Origin of the sequence: Legionella sainthelensi (assembly GCF_900637685.1) — a bacterium.
GTDB classification, from domain to species: Bacteria; Pseudomonadota; Gammaproteobacteria; order Legionellales; family Legionellaceae; genus Legionella; species Legionella sainthelensi.
Genome location: NZ_LR134388.1, coordinates 2,117,903 through 2,138,990, shown reverse-complemented (window position 1 = coordinate 2,138,990; position 21,088 = coordinate 2,117,903). Strand labels below are relative to the sequence as shown.

The window sequence follows — 21,088 nt, the reverse complement described above, 5'->3', positions numbered from 1 at the left end:
TGCGGTTTACATAAGAAACAAATTGATTAATATGATATCACAAATTAAACTTAATACAATAATATATACGAATTGTTCAAGCTAAGTCTGAACAAGAGAAAAGCATGTTCTACTTTAGTCTTTAGGGACGAGTACTAAGCTACCCTCATCCCTATTTTTTAAAGTTGAATCGTCAAGCGATAAGTCGTTTCACTTCAAGAGAAATATGAGTAAGTTCCTTAAAAAAACCGTTTTCTACATATTCAGCGACATTATTCCCTTCGGATATTTTTTGAATCAAACTCTCAGTCCCTACAAAAATATCCATTACAGAGGCAACTTCTTTCTCGCTATTACTGGCTTTATCGGAATCTTGTCTTAGTTTTTTATAAGAACTAATTTTCACTAAAATGATATCCAATTCCGCATCATCTATTTTCGCTAAAAAGAAAGGAGTTTTTTGCTTTTTACCAGCGGCAGATTTGGCTGAAAGTAGAACTTTCCTAATTGACTCTACCACTGAATCTAGATTTTTTAATAGTATCTGAAGTTCTCGATTATCTTGACTCATCGAATTTCCTTGTTTATAGGTCGTTTTGCAACCAATCTCTATTAATAAATGGATCTGTCGTAATACCATGAGTTGCTCTTCTATTCAGTAATAACTTAAGACAACATCATTTTCCCTTATAAAACCATCACATAAAGAGTAGCAATTTGTTTCATTACCTCAAGCCGTTGTGCTTGAAGATCATCACCTTGCTCTCTTCATTGATATTCAAAAGATGATCGGCCAATTTAGACAGTTCTCGGTAAGTGCTTGTTTCTCTAGATTCATCAACGCTTAAAGCCATGTAGAGCAGGATTGGTCTCCAATTGGGAATAGCATATTGAGTCTCCTATACCTTGATTGTAAAAAATCACTTGAGTTAATATTTTATCAGTGTTGGCTTAGTATTTTATTAAATACATTACAAAAATTATCAAATTTTTATAGTACGCCATGATGGGCATAGATTGTAGTTGCTAAATTTGCTAAAATTAATTTTTTGCATCTTTGGTTGCTCATGAGCTTTTTATTTCAATTTTTTAAGAAGTTAAGAATAGCCGTTCTATTCGTTGCTGTATTGCTAACAGGCTGTGTTAGTCCTCCTCCGGCAGATGTGAATAATCTTTGCAATATATTTAGACAATATCCTAAATGGTATACAGACGCTAAGGATGTTGAGCGACGTTGGAAGGTACCGGTTCCAGTCCAAATGGCTATTATTCATCAAGAGTCAAAATTTAATGCCCGGGCACGTCCTCCACGGACAAAACTATTATATATAATTCCTTGGAAAAGGCCTTCTTCAGCTTATGGCTACACACAAGCATTACATGATACATGGAAACATTATAAACGAAGTAATGGCGGATTGTTTGCTTCACGCGATGATTTTGGTGATGGTGTTGATTTTATTGGATGGTACGCAAATCAAGCATATATCAGAGCTGGAATCGCACGGACAGATACGTATTCACTTTATTTAGCGTATCATGAAGGGATTGGTGGTTATCAACGCAAAACCTATTTAAAAAAATCTTGGTTAATTCCTGTCGCAAGGAAAGTTCAAGCGCGATCCCAGCTTTACGCAATGCAACTTAACTCATGCAGGAGATCTTTTGAGTCTCGCTTATGGTTCTAAGCTCAGAAATGACTATATTTTGAACTAATAGAGCAATAATACGAAGATATTTGGATTAAAGAGGATACTAAAGACATTATAAATGGAATGTAATGGTATTAATGCTGCATACAGGCTACATTTAATTTATAAAATTTTAAACTAATAGTATAATACTACTTAAAAATGAAATGGGTATAAATATCATTAAGGAGTTTTAATGCGATTAATGCTTTTAGGTGGTCCTGGTGCAGGAAAGGGAACTCAGGCTTTGCGTTTGATTGAACGTTATAAAATTCCACAAATTTCAACAGGTGATATGCTACGGGCAGCTATCGCACAAGGGACTCAATTAGGACTAAGTGCGAAAAAAATTATGGAAACTGGTGGTTTAGTGTCAGATGATATTATCATCGGTTTAGTTAAAGAACGTTTAAAGAAAAGTGATTGTGCTAATGGTTTTCTTTTTGATGGTTTTCCTAGAACTATTATACAAGCAGATGCTTTAAAGCAAGCTGGTATTTATTTAGATCACGTCATCGAAATTTCAGTAGATGATGAGGAAATTATTAAACGAATTAGTGGTCGACGTATTCATCAACCATCAGGTCGTGTTTACCATATCCAAAATCATCCCCCTAAACAGGAAGGTATTGATGATGTTACTGGAGATCCTTTAATCCAACGGGAAGATGATAAAGAAGAAACAGTTAGAAAGCGATTAGAAGTTTATCATAACCAAACCGCCCCTCTAATCAATTATTATAAGGCTTGGTCTGAAAATGATGGCCACGGCGCTCCTGAATTCCATAGTATTTGCGGTACCGGAGACGTTGATGAAGTATTTCAAAAGATTATAAACTCTATAGAAGCCAAGGAAGAAATATGACTTCTTTAAGTGTATCCAGTGCAGACTTTGAATCTTTAATCAATGATAATGAAATTGTATTTATTGATTTTTGGGCCGATTGGTGTGCCCCATGCAAACAATTTTCGAATGCATATGAACAAGTGGCTGAGCAATTTCCTAATATCAAATTTGCAAAGGTAAATATCGAAGCAGAGCAGCAATTATGTGATTTTTTTGAAATACGCTCTATTCCTCATCTTATGGTTTTTAAAAAAGGGATCATTGTTTATTCTAATGCAGGAAGTATTCCTGCATCTACTTTAAAAGAGTTAGCTCAACAAGCTTTAGTGGTTGATGTTAGTGCCATACAAGAGGAGCTTCAGCAGGATGATGAAAAAGAGTAATTTTTGATAGATATTCCGCAAGATTTTCTCTACCTTTTGCATCGATGACTAACTCCAACTTAGTTCGTCGTTTTAATATATCATCACAACTTTGAGCCCATTCTTCTAAAATTAAATAATCGACCTCTACTTGGTAAAGATAAGTACAATATTTTTTACCAAGACATTCCATATTGGAACAGGGCGCAAGAAATTTTTCCATACAACTACCATAAGTGTATAAGTAGCGATTAAGTAAATCTGGATCCATCCATTTGTATTTTTCTTTAGCATACATGACATACTGTGCAAAATTCATTTGATCAAAAGATGCTCCTGGCAAAGGCGTAGTTGCTGTTACTGATTGGCGCATGTCAGGAAATATAGGGATAAGTTGATTAATGATTTCTTCTGCTAATTGTCGATAAGTGGTAATTTTACCACCGTAAATTGTAATAATAGGTGCTGGTTTAAAAGAAACTTTGTAGGAATAATTACGACTCAGAGATTTTGCCTCTTTGTTTTCATCAGCTAATAATGCTCTTACACCACTCCAGGTGTAGATGATATCCTTTTCGGATAATTTGCTTTTGAAATAGAAATTGACCAAATTAATCAAATAGTGAATTTCCTCATGACCGATAGTGACATGATCTGGATTGCCTGGAAGTGGAATATCTGTTGTGCCAATCATACTAAATCCATGATAAGGGATAACGAAAATGACTCTTTTGTCTTCATGTTGTAAAAAATAAGCATGATGACCTTCATAGATTTGTGGCACGATAATGTGGCTGCCTTTAATTAAACTAATTTTTTGTTGATCAGGGGTTTGCGTGAGGTGTTCTACAGATTTAACCCATGGCCCAGCGGCATTTACTATTGAGCGTGCATGGAGTACATAAGTTGAACCTATTTTAGGTTCAATGGTTAATTGCCATAAATTGTTTACAACCTCGGTATGAATTACTGCTGAATGTGTGCGTATGCTTGCACCGTGATTTTTTGCTTGGATTGCATTGATGATCGTTAATCGAGCATCATCTGTTATGGCGTCATAGAATAAAAAGCCTTTATTGAGCTCATTTATTAAAGGATCAAAATAACCTCCTTTACTTTCTCTGTGAATTGTTTTGCATTTGGGTAAGCGATTTTTACGACTTAAATGATCATAAAAAAATAGTCCCAAACGTAGAAACCAAGAAGGGCGCATATGATGTTCATAAGGTAAAACTAACGCTTGAGGGTGTACCAAATGAGGTGCCAAATCTAATAATCTTTGTCGCTCAATGAGTGCTTTTTTAACCAGGTTAAACTCATAATGTTCCAAGTACCTTAAGCCACCATGAATAAGTTTAGTACTGCTTGAAGAGGTTTTGGAGGCCAAATCATCTTGTTCAAGAAGCACTACTGACAACCCTCTTAATGCTGCATCAGCAGCACAACCAGAGCCATTGATGCCGCCTCCAATAATTGCAACATCAAAAACCACACTCATATTTTGGTCTCCATAAAAAAGATATACACTAACACTATACACATAATCGTTGGGACAAGGAACAATGCAAATAATGGGTTATTTACTTGCTATAGATCAGGGAACGAGCAGTACACGGGCTATGTTATACACTACGCAGGGGGAATTAATTGCAACAAGTCAGTATCCTCTTGCTCAATATTATCCTAAAGCAGGTTGGGTGGAACATGATCCAGAGGAAATATGGAAAAAGACTTTAACCGCAATGAGAGATGTAGTGTCTCGAGTTCCTGGAGAGCAAATCTTATCTTGCGGTGTAACGAATCAACGAGAAACTACAGTCATTTGGGATAAAAAAACAGGTGAATGCATTGCTCCAGCTATTGTTTGGCAGGATCGTAGAACTGCGGAGTATTGTAAAAATTTACTTGCTGATGAAAGAATGATTCAAGATAAAACTGGTTTGCTCCCAGATCCCTATTTTTCAGCCAGTAAATTGAAATGGTTTTTAGATAATAATGCTAAAGCGAATGAACTCGCAAAAAAGGGTGAGTTAGCTTTTGGAACTATAGATAGCTTCCTGATTTGGCGCCTCACTACAGAACATTTGCATTTAACTGATGTCACAAATGCATCACGAACAATGTTATTTAATATCAAAACAGAACAATGGGATTCTGATTTACTAAAATACTTCGCAATACCTGAATCTGTTTTACCTAAAGTTTGTGCAAGCGATAGTCATTTTGGAATTATTAATAAACAGTGGCTTGGCTTCGAGTTGCCTATTACTGGGGTAGCTGGAGATCAGCAAGCAGCATTAGTTGGACAAGGATGCTTTAAAACGGGAATGGTAAAAGCAACCTTTGGTACAGGTGCCTTTTTATTACTCAATACGGGTACTAAACCAGTGTTTTCAAATCATAAGTTATTAACAACAGTGGCTTATAAAATTCGAGGGCAGATGGTTTATGGGTTAGAGGGAAGTATTTATCATGCAGGTACTACAGTAAAATGGCTACGCGATTCCATGAAATTAATTACTCATGTTGATGAAACGGAGGTATTAGCGCGATCATTAGAGAAAAATGAGGGTGTGTATTTAATTTCATCATTTACAGGTTTAGGTGCTCCTCATTGGTTATCAGTTCCTGGCGCATCTATTGTAGGTTTGAGTCTTTATAGTAATAGAGCTCATTTTGCTCGAGCAGCACTCGAAGGAGTATGTTATCAGGCTCGAGAGGTTTGTTTTTGTATGAAAGAGGACAGTCAAATGGACTTATCACTGTTACGCGTTGATGGAGGTATGGCCGTTAATCAATGGTTTTTACAGTTTTTAGCAGATCAATGCCAACTAAAAATCCAAAAACCTAGAGATATTGAAACAACTGCTAGAGGGGCAGCAATTTTGGCTGCATTAGGATATGGTGTTTTTGATTCATTAGATGAGCTGCACATAACATGGGACTTGGAGCAAGAGTTTCAACCACAAAGACCTTTAAATCAAGTAGAGGAGGATTATCAAGGCTGGAGGCATGCTTTACAAAAAGCAAAAGGATAGTTTCTGCGCTTAGATTGCAAGCACTATTTTTTCACTATCGAAACAGTAGGGTTCGAATAACCCTGTTTTTTCTTAGCTTGAAATAAAGGTAGTAGATAATTCTGTTAAATCGATTAACTGCTCATGGCCTTCAAATAGCACTGAGTGTTCGGCTCCTGTCAATATACTTACTGCAACTAAATAGTGTCCATGATCTAATATAGAAAAGTCGATCAATTCACCAAGCTCTGATGATTGATATCCACTAAACAACTTTTGCCCAGAATATATTTTTTGCTTCGTTTTAATTTCATAAATTTTTAATTGATGTTTTAATGTCGCTTTATAGTGCATGCGTGCGATTATCTCTTGTCCTTTGTAACACCCCTTATTGAAACTAATATAATGGGTTTGATGTAAATCAAGTCGATGCGGAAGGAATAAACCTCTAGATGTTGGATAAATCTCAATTTGTTGTTGTGCTAACCTCAACGTATGCCAAGATAATGAGCCAAGTATTTGTTCTTTATCTACAAAACACTTTTTTATATCATGAGCCAAATCAGAGTGAACTAACAAAATATAAAACTCATTACCTAAATGATACAGGCAAGAATAATCGTTGTAGGTTTGAGCATAAAAAGGGGCGGGAAAAAATTTTATATTAGGAAGAATATCTTCATCGTTTTGCAAATAAAATCCAAAAATACATAACTGATCATTTTTTTTAAGGGTGATGCGAGAAAGCATCGCGGTTTTATTTAATGAGTTTAGAGTAGGCTCAATCAGATCTTTGGGGAGTACTAATTTAACTCCCTGCCAAGAGACGATATCCATTAAACATAAAATTCGTCCTTTAAGGTTACACTGAGCACCTTGAACCATTTGAATGTCGGAAATTGAGTGGATATCGCAGGTTAATTGCCCTTGAAGAAAATCCAATGCTTGAGTCCCTTCAACGTCCAAAACAGCAAGATAGGATAAATCAAACAAATAGTTTTTTTTAGGTTGAAGCTTTAATTCTTCATTTATCGGTTTGAATGTAGATAGCATTCTATCATTAATCGAATATTCAAAAATAGTACTCATCATCGTATAACGCATTTCGTTTATAAATACACTAGTGTATCATTTATAAGTTACTTAAATCACGAAGAGATTTGCAATGTTGGACAATCAAGAGAAAGCAAGGCTTGCATGGCATTGTCGCCGTGGCATGTTAGAATTGGATCTTATTTTACAACGATTTCTTGAAAAGCATCTGGATCTTATATCAAAAGAGGAGCTGGATGCTTTTAACAATTTATTAAGTTGTACCGATCCCGAGCTATTTGCATGGTTAATGGGACATGATGAACCCCAAGAGAATGAGTTAAAAAAAATTGTCGCTATTATTCGATCTAGTAATTGAGCCAAAAAAATCAAAAACTTATTTGCGATTGGTTTTGATAATTTATTTATTCACTGTTTTGTTAATTTTATATTCATCAATATATTTATTTCTTAAATTTGCTTTAATTGGATATATTGCTGTTTTATTCAGATTTGATTGGATCAATCGGAAACCATGCGTGGAAATTAAAAAGATTCAATTCATTGATAATCAATGGGTTTTAGAATTTCATGATGGTAAAAAAGAAAATTATCTTCAAGTAACGATTCTTATCAATAACTTTCTTTTTTCATTAATTCAATTAAAAAGCATGCAACAAAAAAGATCGATCATTTTATTTCATGATCAGCTTACAGCGATGCAATTACGTTTCTTATATTTTAAAACACAAGATCAATATATTGGTATATAATTAAACATAATAATCAATTATTATACATCGATCTAAAAAAATAAAGAGAATGTAATGAAGAAACAAACTTCTTATAGCGATGAAGACTTGGTTAGTTTGGCACAACAAGGGGATATGGGTGCGTATAATTTGTTGTTGTCACGATACAATAACAAGATTCAGCAAATAATTAACTTGCATATTCAAGATAGAGCAAATGTAAGTGATTTAGTTCAAGAAGTGCTCATTAAAGTCTATCGTTACCTCCAGCATTTTAATGAAAAAAGTCAATTTTCTACGTGGTTATATCGAATTACACAAAATACGATTAAAAATCATTATAGATCAGCTAGCTTACGTATGGATTTGGAAGCAGAGTATGCTGACAATTATGCTCCATCAGTTCAATTATCACCTGAATATTTATTAATTAATATTGAGTTTGGAGAGCAGTTAGAGTCAGCTATTTCTACGTTGTCCGATGAATTACGTATTTGTTATGGAATGCATATTATTGATGGCCGATCTTATGAAGATATTGCAAAAAAGATGGATTGTCCTATTGGGACCGTACGGTCGAGAATATTTAGGGCTAGAAAATTACTAATGCAATCAATGGGCTCTTATTGAGGTATATAAGAAAGAACATTTTAATTATTGTGGTTATACCAGGCAAGTATTGCTGGAGAAAAATGATTTAAGTTTGTATATTATTTAATCGGCAAAATTTACAACTTTGAGCATTAAGGAGTTATGCAAAGCGATTTTGCCATTTTTTTATTTGACTTAAATATCTTTTTGTAAGGTTACTTGTCGCATCCCAATTATATGTTTATCATTATATTTTATTTGTCTATTTCAAAATGATTGATGCGATACAAAACGAACTCAACAATGAATTTACTTATAATTACAAACAACCTGATGAATACCATTTTAGTCTTGACTCAATTCACCTTGCTAGATTTGTCGCAACACAATTGAAATCCCACTCAGATCTTGGTTCATTACGCGTATTGGATCTTTGTGCAGGCTGTGGGGTTATTGGGATGGAGTTATCATGGCATCTTAAAGCAATTCGACAGATTGATTTTATCGAGATCCAGGATATTTATACTGAATATTTTTATCAAAACCTGGCTCATATCAATCGACCAGAATTGCAGTTTCGGTGGCATCTTTTAAATTATGATGAATTACATGAAAAAAAATGGGAAGGTCAATTTGATTTGACTGTCAGCAATCCACCTTATTTTCAACTAGGTCATGGAATGCTTTCACCCTCCCAATTTAAAAATCGGTGTAGATTTTATTTAGATAGCTCTTTTCATAATTATATTCGAGCACTGGAAAATTCGCTTGCAAACAAAGGTAAAGCTTATTTTTTATTACGACCATTAAAGCATCATGGGTTGGATTTATTTGCTGATATACAAAAAATACTACAGGAAACATCAACAACAGTAAAAAAAATATCGCATATCCGAGGTACAGATATTATTTTATTGCAAAAACTCAATTGACGTTTTGGGGCGAATGAAACTTGTCTTGCTTTTCTCGGGTGTGGCGAGGATCCCGCATCGATATAATAAAAGCCTCTATTTAAAAAAATTTTAAATCAGTGAATATATTTATATAAAAATATTTTTTTAACGGGTTACAAAGAAAACGACTCTGAATTCAAGGCTATGTCCTGGGTAGATATATAGTTTGAATGACTCAGAAAATAGCTATCAGGGTAATATGCAAATACCACGGAACCATTTTTAATAGTATTGATCACCGGTTTCGCTAAACTTTCTGCAATAGCAGGACAGCCCCATGAACATCCTGCTCGTCCTTCCTTTTTGATAAAACTCGGTTCTACGTACCAGGCTCCATGAACCACTACTCGTCTATTGTAGGCATTAGAGTTGAGACCTTTTTCTAATCCTTCAAGGTTTAGGGAAAGCCCTTTGCGTCCTATGTATGCATCTTCAGTGATATAGGTTCCAAGACTCGATTTTTTGCTTGATATGTCGTTAGAAAAGCTATCAGGTACTTTTCCTGATCCCGAATTACGACCATGAGCAACATAGGTTTCAAATACTAAAGATTCTGTATTCATATTAAAAATCCACATGCGAGGCTGATCGGATGGGACAGAATAATCGATAATTGTTAAGACAGGTCTTTTAACGTCCCCTTGCTCATAAGCTTTGGTATATGCTCTTAATGCAAGCTCAATCACTTCTTTATTCAATGTTGGTGCTGAGTCGCTAAGTTTTTGTATCTCTAATTGGTACATGGGTAAAGTATTTGTCTCTTGTTCCATGTCCGTAATTGGAAAAGCTAACGCGGGGATAATTGCTGTTAAGGTAGATAATAAAACAAGTAACTTACTCATTGGACCTCTGATATGTATAAATAATGATATCTATGTGTATGAAAGCGAGTTGAAATTCATTTATTTTGTCTTAATTGATCATTTTACAAAAGTGAACTTAACAGAAGATTATACGAACATTCATATTAGTAATGGGTTATGCCAAAGTGTAATGGCTACTTGTCAATCAAATATTCCGTTATTAAAGAGCTTATTTTTAATTTTTTTAAAATCAGCTGCGATTCAAAAAACATATGATAAAATGCTTTTATCCATCAAAATCCCTAAATAAAATCCTATGCTGGAAAGTGATCGCATAATAAGCACTCAAAGTAATGTCTCAGATGAAGTTATTGATCGGGCTATCAGACCCTTAAGTCTTGGTGAGTATATTGGGCAAGAAAATGTAAGCTCGCAGATGCAAATTTTTATTCATGCTGCTAAGAAGCGGAGTGATGCTTTGGATCATGTATTGATTTTTGGTCCTCCGGGTCTTGGAAAAACAACTTTGGCCAATATTATTGCACATGAAATGGGGGTTAATTTACGTCAAACCTCTGGGCCTGTAATCGAAAGAGCAGGGGATATTGCCGCAATACTCACCAATTTACAAGAAAATGACATTCTATTTATTGATGAAATTCATAGACTTAGTCCAGTTATTGAAGAGGTGCTCTATCCAGCGATGGAAGACTATAAATTGGATATTATGATAGGAGAGGGGCCTGCTGCCCGCTCTATAAAGCTCGAATTACCTCCATTTACGTTGATTGGAGCAACGACGCGAGCAGGTTTATTAACTTCTCCGCTTAGGGATCGATTTGGTATAGTCCAACGTCTTGAATATTATTCTGTAGATTCACTGACGAAAATTGTTGCGCGCTCTGCACAACTACTGAATGTAAAAACACAACCTGAAGGGGCACGAGAAATTGCCTTACGTTCAAGAGGTACGCCACGAATCGCCAATCGTTTACTTCGTCGTGTTCGAGATTATGCGGAAGTGAAAGGTGGTGGCATTATCAATATTGAAATTGCCCAAAAAGCTTTAGAGATGCTCGAGGTAGATAAACACGGTTTTGATCTTATGGATAGAAAATTGCTTATGGCTGTAATCGAGCAATTTAGTGGTGGTCCAGTAGGAGTTGATAGCATCGCTGCTGCAATTGGCGAAGAAAAGGGCACAATAGAAGATGTATTAGAGCCATTTTTAATACAACAAGGATTCCTTATGCGCACGCCAAGAGGTAGAATAGCTACCCGGAGGGCATATATGCATTTTGGTATACCGATAGATCAGGAGCCGGATTAGTAAAATGGATGATACAACCACGCATCAATATACCTTCAGAATCTACGTTGAGGATGTAGATTATATGGGTATTGTTTATCATGCGAACTATCTTTGCTATTTTGAACGTGCTCGAACAGAGATGTTGAGACAAAATAATATGGTTCTTTCTGATTTAATAAAGCAAGACACGTTGTTTGCTATATATGATGTACATATTCGTTATAAGGCGCCGGCCCGGCTGGATGATTTATTAACGATTAAAACTCAAGTCCAGCAATTAGGTGTTTGTAGTTTTTTATTTGATCAGATAATGCAAAACCAACAGGAACAAATAATTTGTGAGGCTAAAATACAAGTGGTATGCGTGAATAGTAATTTAAAACCAAAACGAATTCCGCATTAAATGGGTTTCATAAATCATATTTTAGGCTGGGTAAAGTACAATATAACTTCAAAGTATATTCTTGGAATTAATTTCTACTGTACTTTCCCAGGTGATGAATTTTATAGAAGCAAAAAGTAAAAAAATCTTGCTACTGGAGATGATAGATGGGTAATCAAGCAAATGTGTTAATGTACTTTATGCAAGCAGGCTTAGTTGTTAAGACCGTCATGTTATTGCTGGCCGCTGCATCAATTACTTCATGGACATTAATATTTCAAAGAGCATGGTTTTTTAACCAGAAGAAACAACTTACAGATGCGTTTAATCGGCGATTCTGGGAAAGCGGTGATTTAAGCAGGCTTTATGCTGATGTTGATAGTAACTCCGATGAGCGGCAGGGGATGGCGGCTATTTTTCACTCTGGTTTTAAAGAGTTTATACGAGCTCGTAAGCAGGGGAATGTAGTTATTGAACCGATACAAAGAGTAATGCAAATTACTCATGCTAAAGAAGCAGAAAAACTAGAAAAGCATTTGCCTTTTTTTGCTTCTGTAGGTTCTATTGCACCTTATGTGGGACTATTTGGTACAGTTTGGGGTATAATGACCTCTTTTCAGGCATTAGGCCATGCTCAGCAAGCTACTATAGCCATGGTGGCTCCAGGAATTTCTGAAGCACTAGTAGCTACAGCTTTAGGTCTATTTACAGCAATACCTGCTGTTATTGCCTATAACCGTTATACAACTCGTGCTAATGATTTATTAAATCGATTTGATTTATTTCAGGAAGAATTGATATCGCTTATAGAACAACAAAGTAATGACACTGTAAGAGGGTAAAAATGATCAGAGCAAAAACAAAACGCGATCGTCCCATATCTGAAATTAACGTTGTACCCTATATTGATGTAATGTTGGTTTTACTGGTTATCTTTATGATTACAGCACCTATGTTGAGTCAAGGTGTTACAGTTGACTTACCTAAGGCAGCAAGTCAAACTCTAGCACCTACGGATAGAGAACCTATTATTGTTTCAGTAAATCAACAGGGGTCCTATTTCCTTAATATTAGCAGTACACCTGCAGAACCTATAGAAGCACAAGCTCTAGTTGTTCGTGTTGCTGCGGAATTAGAGTTAGCAAAACAATCAAGCCAGAAACTTAACGTTTTAGTTAAGGGTGATCAAGGGGTTGCATATGGTAAAGTTGTTCAAGCAATGGCATTACTCAAGCAAGCAGGAGCGGAGCAAGTAGGCTTGTTAACTGATTCAGAGTCAGAGAAATCAGAGGGTCAAGCATGATAAGCAACTCCAGTTATCGTAATGCCTTTTTTGCAGCGGTTGGTTTGCATCTTTTTTTAATCGTGATGCTTTTAACCGATAATTCAAGCCAACGTCCTGTGTTAACAGCTGAAACTAAAAATATGCCTGGTATAGAGCAACCTGTTGCTGTGACACCACAAAATGAGGTTGTAAAAGCAGTAAGCGTTGACAACAAACAAGTCATGGAAACAGTTAATCGTCTAAAACAGGAACGTGAGCAACAAAAAAGAGCTGAAATCAATAGACAAAATGAGCTTAAGCGTCAGGCTGAAGCCGCTCGTCAGCAAAGAATTAAAGAACAACAACAATTAGCACGACTTAAAGAAGAAGCAAATAAAATCGCTATTGCAAGAAAAAAACAAGCCGAAGAAGAAAAGAAACGTTTAAAACAAATGGCTGAGCAAAAAGCACTAGAGGCAAAGCGTATTGAGGAGTTAAAGAAACAAAAGGAAGAGTTAGTCAAACAGCAAAAATTGGAAGCACAGAAACTTGCTGAATTAAATAAAAAGAAATTGGCTGAAAAAGAAAAAGCAGAGAAAGCCCAAGCAGAAATGGAGAAAAAGAAAGCTGAGGCGGAGGCAAAAAAGCAAGCTGAAGCGGATGCTGCTGCTGCCAAACAAGCACAAGCAGCACAAAATGCTGAAAGACAGGCTCGTATAGCGGGTGAAGTGGATAAGTATAAAGCACTTATTGTCAATGCGATCGGCAGAAATTGGATATTACCCGAAAATGTTGACAGTACCTTGTCAAGTCAATTTAGAATTCGACTTGCTCCTGACGGCATGGTTTTAGAGGTCTCTTTAACACGCAGTAGCGGTGATCCGCTTCTTGACCGTTCAGCGCAAACTGCTATTTATAAAGCATCACCACTACCTGTACCTACAGATCCTGATACGTTCAATCTGTTTCGTGATATAAGTTTAACCGTTCGTCCTGAACAAGTTAGGGGATAAAACTCGTGATTAATCGAATTATTAAATTATGTTTTCTGTTTTTTATGCAGCAAGTTTTTGCTCTTGATTTAGAGTTAACCCAAGGGGTTAATTCAGCGCTACCTATTGCTATTAATTCTTTTGGTACGAATAGTTCCGCCCAAGAAATTGGTCAAATCATTGAAAATGATTTAAATTTATCAGGACAATTTCGAATTGTTTCAGGGCCTCAAGGTCCGAATGGACAATCATCCGTAAATACTTTACGACAATTGGGAGCTGATAGCGTTGTAACTGGCCGAGTCAATCAAGTAGGTAATCGCTATGAAGTAAGCTTTACTTTAACTGATGCAGTTGCCAAAGGAGCAACTTTACTGACTAAAACCTATCAAGTTAGTGCTAATCAAATTAGACCACTAGCACATCATATTAGTGATGAGGTATATCAAAAGTTAACTGGAGAAAGAGGAGTATTTTCTACACGTATCGCTTATATCTCAGTACAAAGAACGCCAAGAATTACTCGTTATTCTCTCGAAGTTGCTGATGCAGATGGATATAATCCTCAAAGTTTATTGGTTTCAGGGGATCCAATTATGTCTCCTGCGTGGTCTCCTGATGGCAAATCAATCTCTTATGTGTCGTTTGAGAAAAAGAAAGCTCAAATTTTTACGGTTTCAGTAGAAACAGGACAAAGACGCTTAATCACAAGCTTCCCTGGCATTAATGGCGCTCCCGCATGGTCACCAGATGGAAATCAATTGGCTGTAGTTCTATCTAAAAGCGGTACACCTAAAATTTACAGTGTTGACATACATAGCGGCACTATGAAGCAATTAACTTTTGGCGATGCTATTGATACCGAACCACGGTATGCCCCTGATGGGAAAAGCATATTATTCACTTCAGGTCGAGGTGGTTCACCGCAAATTTATCGTTTATCTTTAGCAACAGGCGAGGTAGCTCGCGTAACCTTTGAAGGAAATTATAATGCACGCGCTTCTTATACACCTGATATGAAAAATATCGTGATGCTGCATCGTGATGATAGACAATTTAATATAGGACTACAAAGCGTTTCTGGTGGGCCTATTCTTAGTTTGACTTCTTCTGGTCGAGATGAGTCTCCATCTGTTGCTCCAAATGGTCGTCTTGTTCTCTATGCGACGCATAATCAAGATAAAGGAGTATTGGGCATCGTTTCTCTTGACGGTAGAATAAAAATGAGACTTCCTGCGCGGGAAGGGGATGTACAAGAGCCCGCTTGGTCCCCCTATTTAGGTTAATAATGATTCGCGTTATTTATTCATTCATTTTTTGTTTTTGGGTATTTCAAGGTTACGCGTGGAATGCGGCAGGCCACAAGGTAGTGGCTCAGATTGCTTACGATAATTTATCACCTGAAGCAAAATTGATGTCTCACAAATATCTTCGTTCATACTCACATAAAACGCCTAACTCAAGTTTTGTCCGCGCGTCAACCTGGATGGATGAAATCAGGTTTAGAGAGATTTATTGGTATGATGTAATGCACTATATCGATATTCCCTTTAGCACAGAAGAGCTGGAATTACCTCCAGTTGAGAGTATTAATGCAGTGTGGGCAATTAAGCAGGCTATGCATGTATTTTCATCTAAAAAGACAAAACCATCTGAGAAACAGCTTGCGTTACGTATGTTAATCCACATTATTGGAGATATCCATCAGCCATTGCACGCAGTAACTCGAGTTAGCCAAGAATATCCTAAGGGAGATTTAGGAGGGAATTTGTTTCCTTTAGGTGTGAATCCTGTAGGTAATAATTTGCATAAGTACTGGGACAACGGCGCGGGTTTTTTTCTAGGTAAATATGATTCAAAAAAGGTTAAAAAGACAGCACATGATTTAGAGAAAAATTTATCATGCTCACGAATTAGTACACAAATAGAACCTAAAAAATGGGCCAAGATGTCTCACAAGCTTGCATTAAAAAACGCGTATCAGCTCAATCCCAAAGAAACTCCAAGTACTAAATATCAAGAAAATGCACAAATGCTGGTACGAAAGCAGATTGTATTTGCAGGTTGTAGATTAGCTGTGATACTCAATAAATTGGCTAAAGCATGAATTAATCGTTTTCTAGATTGTGCATAATGCAGTGGCTCTGATCCTGTGATATTTCCTCTCGAGTAAGTAGTGCTATTTTGCTTTTCTTATACCCTTAATCATCTTTAGTGCATTAATAGGAGTTCGACTAAAGATGAGTCACTAAAATTTAGCCAATTATTTAATCAAATAGCCTTTAATATCTAAATTTTGCTATACATGCTACTATTCGTTCATTTTATACCATAATCGATGATATGTGAGATTTATAATGAGTAAGAACCCTAAGGAAGAAGTAGCACGAGCGGTAGCAGCAAAAATCGTTAAAGATTTATTGGATACACCAAGGCAAAACCCTTTAACAAAACAAGAAGTAAGCACTCTCATTAATAAACATATAGAAGAGGCTTATCAAAACACCACTCATGTAGAGATAACATCCTTATATAAAGCGTTCTGTATACTCTTGCACCCCGATAAGCAGTTTTCTGAAATTGACCCAAGACTAAACAGCTATCTGGAACAGGACGAATTAGCTCTTACTGGGGAACCATTTAAAGTTTTAAATCGGATCAATCAGAAGTATCTCCTTAAGAATGCGACCAAAAATCCAAAGGATGGTTTTAGTAGTTATATGGAGTATTTTGATGAGTTAATGAAGCCTTTGGAAGATTCCTTGAATCGTTATTATCAACCATTTCGATTTTTAGCAAAGGCCGCTTATGGGATGTTTTCTATATTCATTGGTGCAGCTGTTTTTATTGGTATCATTGGTTTTATTCTTGCGACGATTGTTTTAGAGATTACTAATGGACTTATTCATTTTACAGTAAATTCATTAACAAATAATCAATATACCAAAGAGTTAAATGATTATTTGGAACCTCATTTTGAGAAATATAAAGCATCATTCTTAAAAAACTATAGAGCTGAGGTAATTGAGTTACTCATTGCACAACAAAAAGAGCAAGAGGCAGAACAAATTCAGACAATGAGTGATGATGATTTATTTACATACATTATTAATACTGAAGTGGAGATTAAGTTAAGAGAATTATTTCAACAAAATATAAATCCCTTCACACCTAATACAGAAGCCTTGATGATGCAAATAAGACAACAATGCACCGAATCATTAAGAAATGAAATAAATAATAATTATAAGCAATTCATTAAAAATCAAGCTTCTATTAATAATTTTACTCGACTGAAATTAATAACTTTTGCTTTATATGACGCGATAACGAAACCATTAGATCAAGTTGACGGGAATAAATTATTCTCCTTGAGTTTGAGGCCCATACAAATTGCAGCATCACCTTTAATCCTTGGAGCAGCGATTCTGGTGGAGTTAATGAGTGTTATTACCGTCGGTCTGGTTCTTACTGGAGTGGGTTTAAGTTTCGTAGCTAAAGCTGCAGCATTAGCACTGCTCAACACACCTCTTTTTGTATTGGATTTTAGTCATTATGTGTCAAAAAAACTCCAGAAATGTGTACGACCCAATGAATATAATGAATTAATGAATGAAGGACCCCGAAATTTACTCATGCTTGAATGGCATCAAGATAATTCGCCAAAATGCACAGAAAAACCTCCTGTCCATAGTGAGGCCCTGTTTACAAACCCAACATCTAGGATCCCAACAAAAATTAGTGAGCAAGAATTACCAACAAGAGACTACTCAATAAGTTGTTAAAATTTAAAAAGAAAGGATGTAGATGGGGCAAGGAAGCTCTTTCTTATCCTAATAGGTCGATAAATCTTTCTTCTAATTACCTATATGTATATATAGTGCACTGTTATACTTAATTATATACTATTGTTAAAAAGCAATTATGACATATCCTCACAAAAAGCATGTCATTCTATCCGAGAAAATGAATGAGTTAAAAGGCAAAATAACTTTATTACAACAACAGCAGAAATTATCATTTATCGAAACAATCAATAAAAGGGGAAAATTGTCAAAATTTTTTCTGGATGGCGTGCAAAAAATATTTGATTTTGTGACATCAATCATTGCCTCCAGCAAAGAATTACCTATCATTGGATTTGTATTACGAATGATTTCAGCAATTCCCAATGCAATAACTACTTTGACTGATAAAAATAGTTCCGTTGGAAGTAAAGTTTTAGCTATGTCGCTTCTTTTAGTTACAACAGGTTTCGGTATTGCAGCGTTTATTCTAGGAGGAATAGTATCTGCCGGTATTGGATTAGCTTTTGCTTCGCTTGGTACCCTTATTGAGGGTATTTCATTACTAAGCTCGATAATAGAGAAATTTCAATCTGCAAAAGCATATAAAGAAAAAAAGATATTTATGGACCTCATAGGCAAACGAGAGTTATCTGTATTGGACTCTGATATTTATAGAGATCGATTAGAGATTCGTGCTTTGGAACTGAAATTTTTACTCAATAAGCCCAACACCCTATCTAGTAAACAAATAGAAGAAGAGCTGGAGTTTATTAATAAGATTAGAGTACAAAGAGGTTGGAACCAACAGACTTTTTCAGATGATAGCCTACCATGTAAACTGCTAAGGCTATATCAAGAGCGTAATGAAATGTTGGTGCACTTGGAGAAAATGGTACAAATTTTTGAAAAAGAGTACACGAGAGGCAAAAGCACCGAAAACTCACAACTTATTGACTTCGTGAGTAATCTCCAACATGAAATCACTCAAATCGATGAGGATATTGGAAAAATAACTGAACCATTACACCAATTAAAGCAGCAAAACTTGTTAGCCAATGAGACTATTGCTAAATCCTATACTAATTTTGCGCTTGGTGGTGCTGGTGTAATTTTCTCAGTTATTGGATTAATGGTGCTTATTAGTGCATTTGCTGTGCCACCCTTGGTTGGTACTATTTTATTTGGATTTGGTATTGGCCTTGCAACATTTGGATTGATTAAATGGAGCGTAGAGCAATATGCAAATAAAGAAGATAAAAAACTCCTAAAGGAACGTACAAAAGAACATGAAGAAACGATACTTGAAGAGGCACTTGATTGTTATGAGCATGAGATGACAAAAAATTATCATCATGCAGGGAAATGCAGCTACACAACAAGCTTAAGAGAGCTCCTCTTATCAAGCGAAACGAGAGAAAATATTTCTGAGTGTGACGATTTGATAACAACATCCAAAATACCAGAGCCTGCTATGGAGCTTTCGGAAAAGAAGTCGGAACTTGTCCGTACTAATTATTATTGAATGAGGTATATTTTGAGTAATTAAAATTACTCATCAATGCACTCTAATAACAAAAAATAAATATTGTGCTATATTTTAATGGTCACTATAAATTGGATGCAGATCCTAAATAAAAGGAATAAAAATATGAACAAGTTATGCGTAAAAATGGGAGTATTTGCAGTATTAATGAGTGTGAGTTTTTTGGGTTGGTCAGGAGGAGCTTGTAAGGCTATTGCAATCTCTTGTATGCAGAATGGTTATTTTAAGGGAGGGGAAGGCTCAGGCAAAGATTTAATTAAGAATTGCGTAATACCTGTAGTAGCAGGTACTAAAACCCTGCCAAACACAAACTTTAGTCCAGAACAATTGCAACAATGCAAGATGTCATTAGCTGAAAAAATGAAGGACAAAATGCAACAAAAAGCACAAACTCAACAACCACAAACTCAACAGCCAGAAACTCAACAGCCACCACAACAATAAAATACCAGCCTCTCTTGCGTCCCGTGACGTGTTCGTTGGGTACGGTGTTTAGCAACAGTACCCTAGATTCCGTGGACAAGCAGAGGAACGGCGGAGGATGTTTTCATCTTCTTGTTGAAGAAATTGGCTTAAGTTCATTTGGCGCGATATGCGCCAAATGAAGCCTCTCGATGTATGAGGGATGAATACACCGTTTGGGGAGTGCGGTATATAATTTAGCTTCTATTCCATCTGTAAGGATTGTATTACGGAACCTAAGAAGCGAGTTGCCTCGCCACCTGTAACAGCCCTATGATCAAAACTAAGTGATAAAGGAAGCATATTATGCACTTCTATTTTCTCCTCGACAGGAACAACCCCTTGATAAAGCCTTCCGACAGCTAAGATTGCAACCATTGGTGGGACAATAATAGGGCTTGCAAAACGACCAGCAAATTTGCCAAAATTCGAGAGCGTAAACGTAGCCCCCTTTAATTTGTCCGCTGTAATTTCACGATTACCTACCGATTGTTTGAATTCATTAATCATGGTGCGTAATTCAGTATCAGAGCGTTTTCCTGCATCATGAATAACAGGAACAAATAACCCTTCCTCATTATCCATCGCTAACCCAAGATGTACTTCATTAAAGCATTGTCGCGCACCATGTTTTGTATCAAACCATGCATTTAATGCAGGTTCGCATTTAGTGGCATCAATTATAGCTCTAATTAAGCGAACGGTAATATCAGTTCCAGATTTCCAGGCACTTATATCTGCCTCATCAAAGATGCTCACAGGAACTACTTCGGCGTGTGATTGAGCCATGCTATTGAGCATAGCGCGCCTTACTCCACGCAGAGGTTCAAAACCTACAGGAACTTGTGAGTTCTTATCTGCTTGGGCTTGAACATCATCTCGAGTGATGATTCCAAATTCACCTGTACCTTTTATTGTCGATAAATCAACACCTAGTTTTTTTGCAAGCATTTTTACAGCAGGGGTTGTCTTTATACGACCATGAGTAGTGTGTTGTACCCCAATAGTAAAAGTATCTTCGAAAACTTCGCTACTTTCTTCTAGGTTGCCAACTACGGTTCCCTTATCGGCTGCTTTTGCTACTGACGATACAAAAGCAACTAATGGTTCCCCTGTTTTAATAATGTCGCCTGGTTTGCCATATAATTTACTTATAATTCCTGTTTGTGGGCATGGAACATCCACCACAGCCTTAGCTGTTTCCATAGAGACTAGAGGTTGATCTACGACAACAGTATCTCCTTCTTTGACAAACCACTCATGAATCTCAGCATCAGGTAAGCCTTCACCTAAATCAGGTAGATTGAAAATATTCATT

At 36.2% G+C, this 21,088-nt stretch carries 23 protein-coding genes; 18 read left to right on the top strand and 5 right to left on the bottom strand.

Features of this window, described 5'->3' with window-relative positions; all coding sequences use genetic code 11:
- Positions 1-172: 172 nt before the first annotated feature.
- Positions 173-550 (bottom strand): hypothetical protein, encoded by a 378-nt coding sequence (locus EL220_RS09435; protein WP_027269759.1) that lies wholly within the window; start codon positions 548-550, stop codon positions 173-175.
- A 496-nt stretch (positions 551-1,046) separates the two neighbouring features.
- Between EL220_RS09435 and EL220_RS09430 the strand changes: the two genes are divergently transcribed.
- The 3 genes from EL220_RS09430 to EL220_RS09420 all read left to right on the top strand — a co-directional run bounded on the left by EL220_RS09430 (position 1,047) and on the right by EL220_RS09420 (position 2,900).
- Entirely contained in the window at positions 1,047-1,667 is a 621-nt protein-coding gene (locus tag EL220_RS09430; protein WP_027269760.1) for a transglycosylase SLT domain-containing protein, read from the top strand.
- Between the two features lie 199 nt (positions 1,668-1,866).
- Complete coding sequence (gene adk / locus EL220_RS09425; protein ID WP_027269761.1) at positions 1,867-2,535, top strand: adenylate kinase; 669 nt, start codon at positions 1,867-1,869, stop codon at positions 2,533-2,535.
- Positions 2,532-2,900 (top strand): thioredoxin family protein, encoded by a 369-nt coding sequence (locus EL220_RS09420; RefSeq protein WP_027269762.1) that lies wholly within the window; start codon positions 2,532-2,534, stop codon positions 2,898-2,900. Before adk ends, EL220_RS09420 begins: the two co-directional genes overlap by 4 nt.
- On the opposite strand, the gene glpD is transcribed toward EL220_RS09420, so the two are convergent.
- Positions 2,854-4,377: a glycerol-3-phosphate dehydrogenase gene (gene glpD / locus EL220_RS09415; protein WP_027269763.1), complete on the bottom strand. Its 1,524-nt coding sequence runs from the start codon at positions 4,375-4,377 to the stop codon at positions 2,854-2,856. The two genes, EL220_RS09420 and glpD, sit on opposite strands and share 47 nt — an antisense overlap.
- A 73-nt stretch (positions 4,378-4,450) precedes the next feature.
- On the opposite strand from glpD, the gene glpK reads away from it, so the two are divergent.
- Positions 4,451-5,917 carry a glycerol kinase GlpK gene (glpK, locus tag EL220_RS09410; RefSeq protein WP_027269764.1) on the top strand — a complete coding sequence of 489 codons (1,467 nt, stop codon included), beginning with the start codon at positions 4,451-4,453 and terminating at the stop codon, positions 5,915-5,917.
- Between the two features lie 72 nt (positions 5,918-5,989).
- On the opposite strand, the gene ygfZ is transcribed toward glpK, so the two are convergent.
- A complete protein-coding gene (ygfZ, locus tag EL220_RS09405) occupies positions 5,990-6,985 on the bottom strand; it encodes a CAF17-like 4Fe-4S cluster assembly/insertion protein YgfZ (RefSeq protein ID WP_027269765.1) in 996 nt (331 codons plus the stop codon).
- A gap of 76 nt (positions 6,986-7,061) precedes the next feature.
- On the opposite strand from ygfZ, the gene EL220_RS09400 reads away from it, so the two are divergent.
- The 4 genes from EL220_RS09400 to EL220_RS09385 all read left to right on the top strand — a co-directional run bounded on the left by EL220_RS09400 (position 7,062) and on the right by EL220_RS09385 (position 9,203).
- Complete coding sequence (locus tag EL220_RS09400; protein WP_035905615.1) at positions 7,062-7,307, top strand: FAD assembly factor SdhE; 246 nt, start codon at positions 7,062-7,064, stop codon at positions 7,305-7,307.
- A 160-nt stretch (positions 7,308-7,467) separates the two neighbouring features.
- Positions 7,468-7,701: a hypothetical protein gene (locus EL220_RS18905; protein WP_232002362.1), complete on the top strand. Its 234-nt coding sequence runs from the start codon at positions 7,468-7,470 to the stop codon at positions 7,699-7,701.
- A 54-nt stretch (positions 7,702-7,755) separates the two neighbouring features.
- Positions 7,756-8,310 carry a sigma-70 family RNA polymerase sigma factor gene (locus EL220_RS09390; protein WP_027269768.1) on the top strand — a complete coding sequence of 185 codons (555 nt, stop codon included), beginning with the start codon at positions 7,756-7,758 and terminating at the stop codon, positions 8,308-8,310.
- A 233-nt stretch (positions 8,311-8,543) separates the two neighbouring features.
- The gene (locus EL220_RS09385) at positions 8,544-9,203 is read left to right on the top strand and encodes a methyltransferase (protein ID WP_027269769.1); all 660 of its coding nucleotides are present in this window, start codon (positions 8,544-8,546) and stop codon (positions 9,201-9,203) included.
- A gap of 134 nt (positions 9,204-9,337) precedes the next feature.
- On the opposite strand, the gene EL220_RS09380 is transcribed toward EL220_RS09385, so the two are convergent.
- A complete protein-coding gene (locus tag EL220_RS09380; protein ID WP_027269770.1) occupies positions 9,338-10,066 on the bottom strand; it encodes a murein L,D-transpeptidase catalytic domain family protein in 729 nt (242 codons plus the stop codon).
- 277 nt (positions 10,067-10,343) lie between these two features.
- Here EL220_RS09380 and ruvB point away from each other — a divergent pair, with 277 nt between their 5' ends.
- The 10 genes from ruvB (at position 10,344) to EL220_RS09330 (ending at position 19,752) form a co-directional block, all read left to right on the top strand.
- On the top strand, positions 10,344-11,357 hold the full coding sequence (gene ruvB, locus EL220_RS09375; RefSeq protein ID WP_027269772.1) for a Holliday junction branch migration DNA helicase RuvB: 1,014 nt from the start codon (positions 10,344-10,346) through the stop codon (positions 11,355-11,357).
- Positions 11,358-11,361: 4 nt separating this feature from the next.
- The gene (locus EL220_RS09370) at positions 11,362-11,742 is read left to right on the top strand and encodes a YbgC/FadM family acyl-CoA thioesterase (protein ID WP_027269773.1); all 381 of its coding nucleotides are present in this window, start codon (positions 11,362-11,364) and stop codon (positions 11,740-11,742) included.
- Positions 11,743-11,888: 146 nt separating this feature from the next.
- Entirely contained in the window at positions 11,889-12,563 is a 675-nt protein-coding gene (gene tolQ / locus EL220_RS09365; RefSeq protein ID WP_027269774.1) for a protein TolQ, read from the top strand.
- A 2-nt stretch (positions 12,564-12,565) separates the two neighbouring features.
- On the top strand, positions 12,566-13,024 hold the full coding sequence (tolR, locus tag EL220_RS09360) for a protein TolR (RefSeq protein WP_027269775.1): 459 nt from the start codon (positions 12,566-12,568) through the stop codon (positions 13,022-13,024).
- Entirely contained in the window at positions 13,021-13,998 is a 978-nt protein-coding gene (gene tolA / locus EL220_RS09355; protein WP_027269776.1) for a cell envelope integrity protein TolA, read from the top strand. The genes tolR and tolA overlap by 4 nt, the downstream gene beginning before the upstream one ends.
- A gap of 5 nt (positions 13,999-14,003) precedes the next feature.
- Positions 14,004-15,263 (top strand): Tol-Pal system beta propeller repeat protein TolB, encoded by a 1,260-nt coding sequence (gene tolB, locus EL220_RS09350; RefSeq protein ID WP_027269777.1) that lies wholly within the window; start codon positions 14,004-14,006, stop codon positions 15,261-15,263.
- A gap of 2 nt (positions 15,264-15,265) precedes the next feature.
- Positions 15,266-16,084, top strand: coding sequence for a S1/P1 nuclease (locus tag EL220_RS09345; RefSeq protein WP_027269778.1), 819 nt, complete (start codon positions 15,266-15,268; stop codon positions 16,082-16,084).
- A gap of 250 nt (positions 16,085-16,334) precedes the next feature.
- The gene (locus EL220_RS09340; RefSeq protein WP_027269779.1) at positions 16,335-17,762 is read left to right on the top strand and encodes a hypothetical protein; all 1,428 of its coding nucleotides are present in this window, start codon (positions 16,335-16,337) and stop codon (positions 17,760-17,762) included.
- A 139-nt stretch (positions 17,763-17,901) separates the two neighbouring features.
- A complete protein-coding gene (locus EL220_RS09335; protein ID WP_027269780.1) occupies positions 17,902-19,287 on the top strand; it encodes a T4SS effector SidA family protein in 1,386 nt (461 codons plus the stop codon).
- A gap of 126 nt (positions 19,288-19,413) precedes the next feature.
- Entirely contained in the window at positions 19,414-19,752 is a 339-nt protein-coding gene (locus tag EL220_RS09330; protein ID WP_027269781.1) for a hypothetical protein, read from the top strand.
- A gap of 222 nt (positions 19,753-19,974) precedes the next feature.
- Here the strand turns inward: EL220_RS09330 and EL220_RS09325 are convergent, their stop codons facing one another.
- Positions 19,975-21,087 (bottom strand): dihydrolipoamide acetyltransferase family protein, encoded by a 1,113-nt coding sequence (locus EL220_RS09325; RefSeq protein WP_027269782.1) that lies wholly within the window; start codon positions 21,085-21,087, stop codon positions 19,975-19,977.
- Position 21,088: the final 1 nt, after the last annotated feature.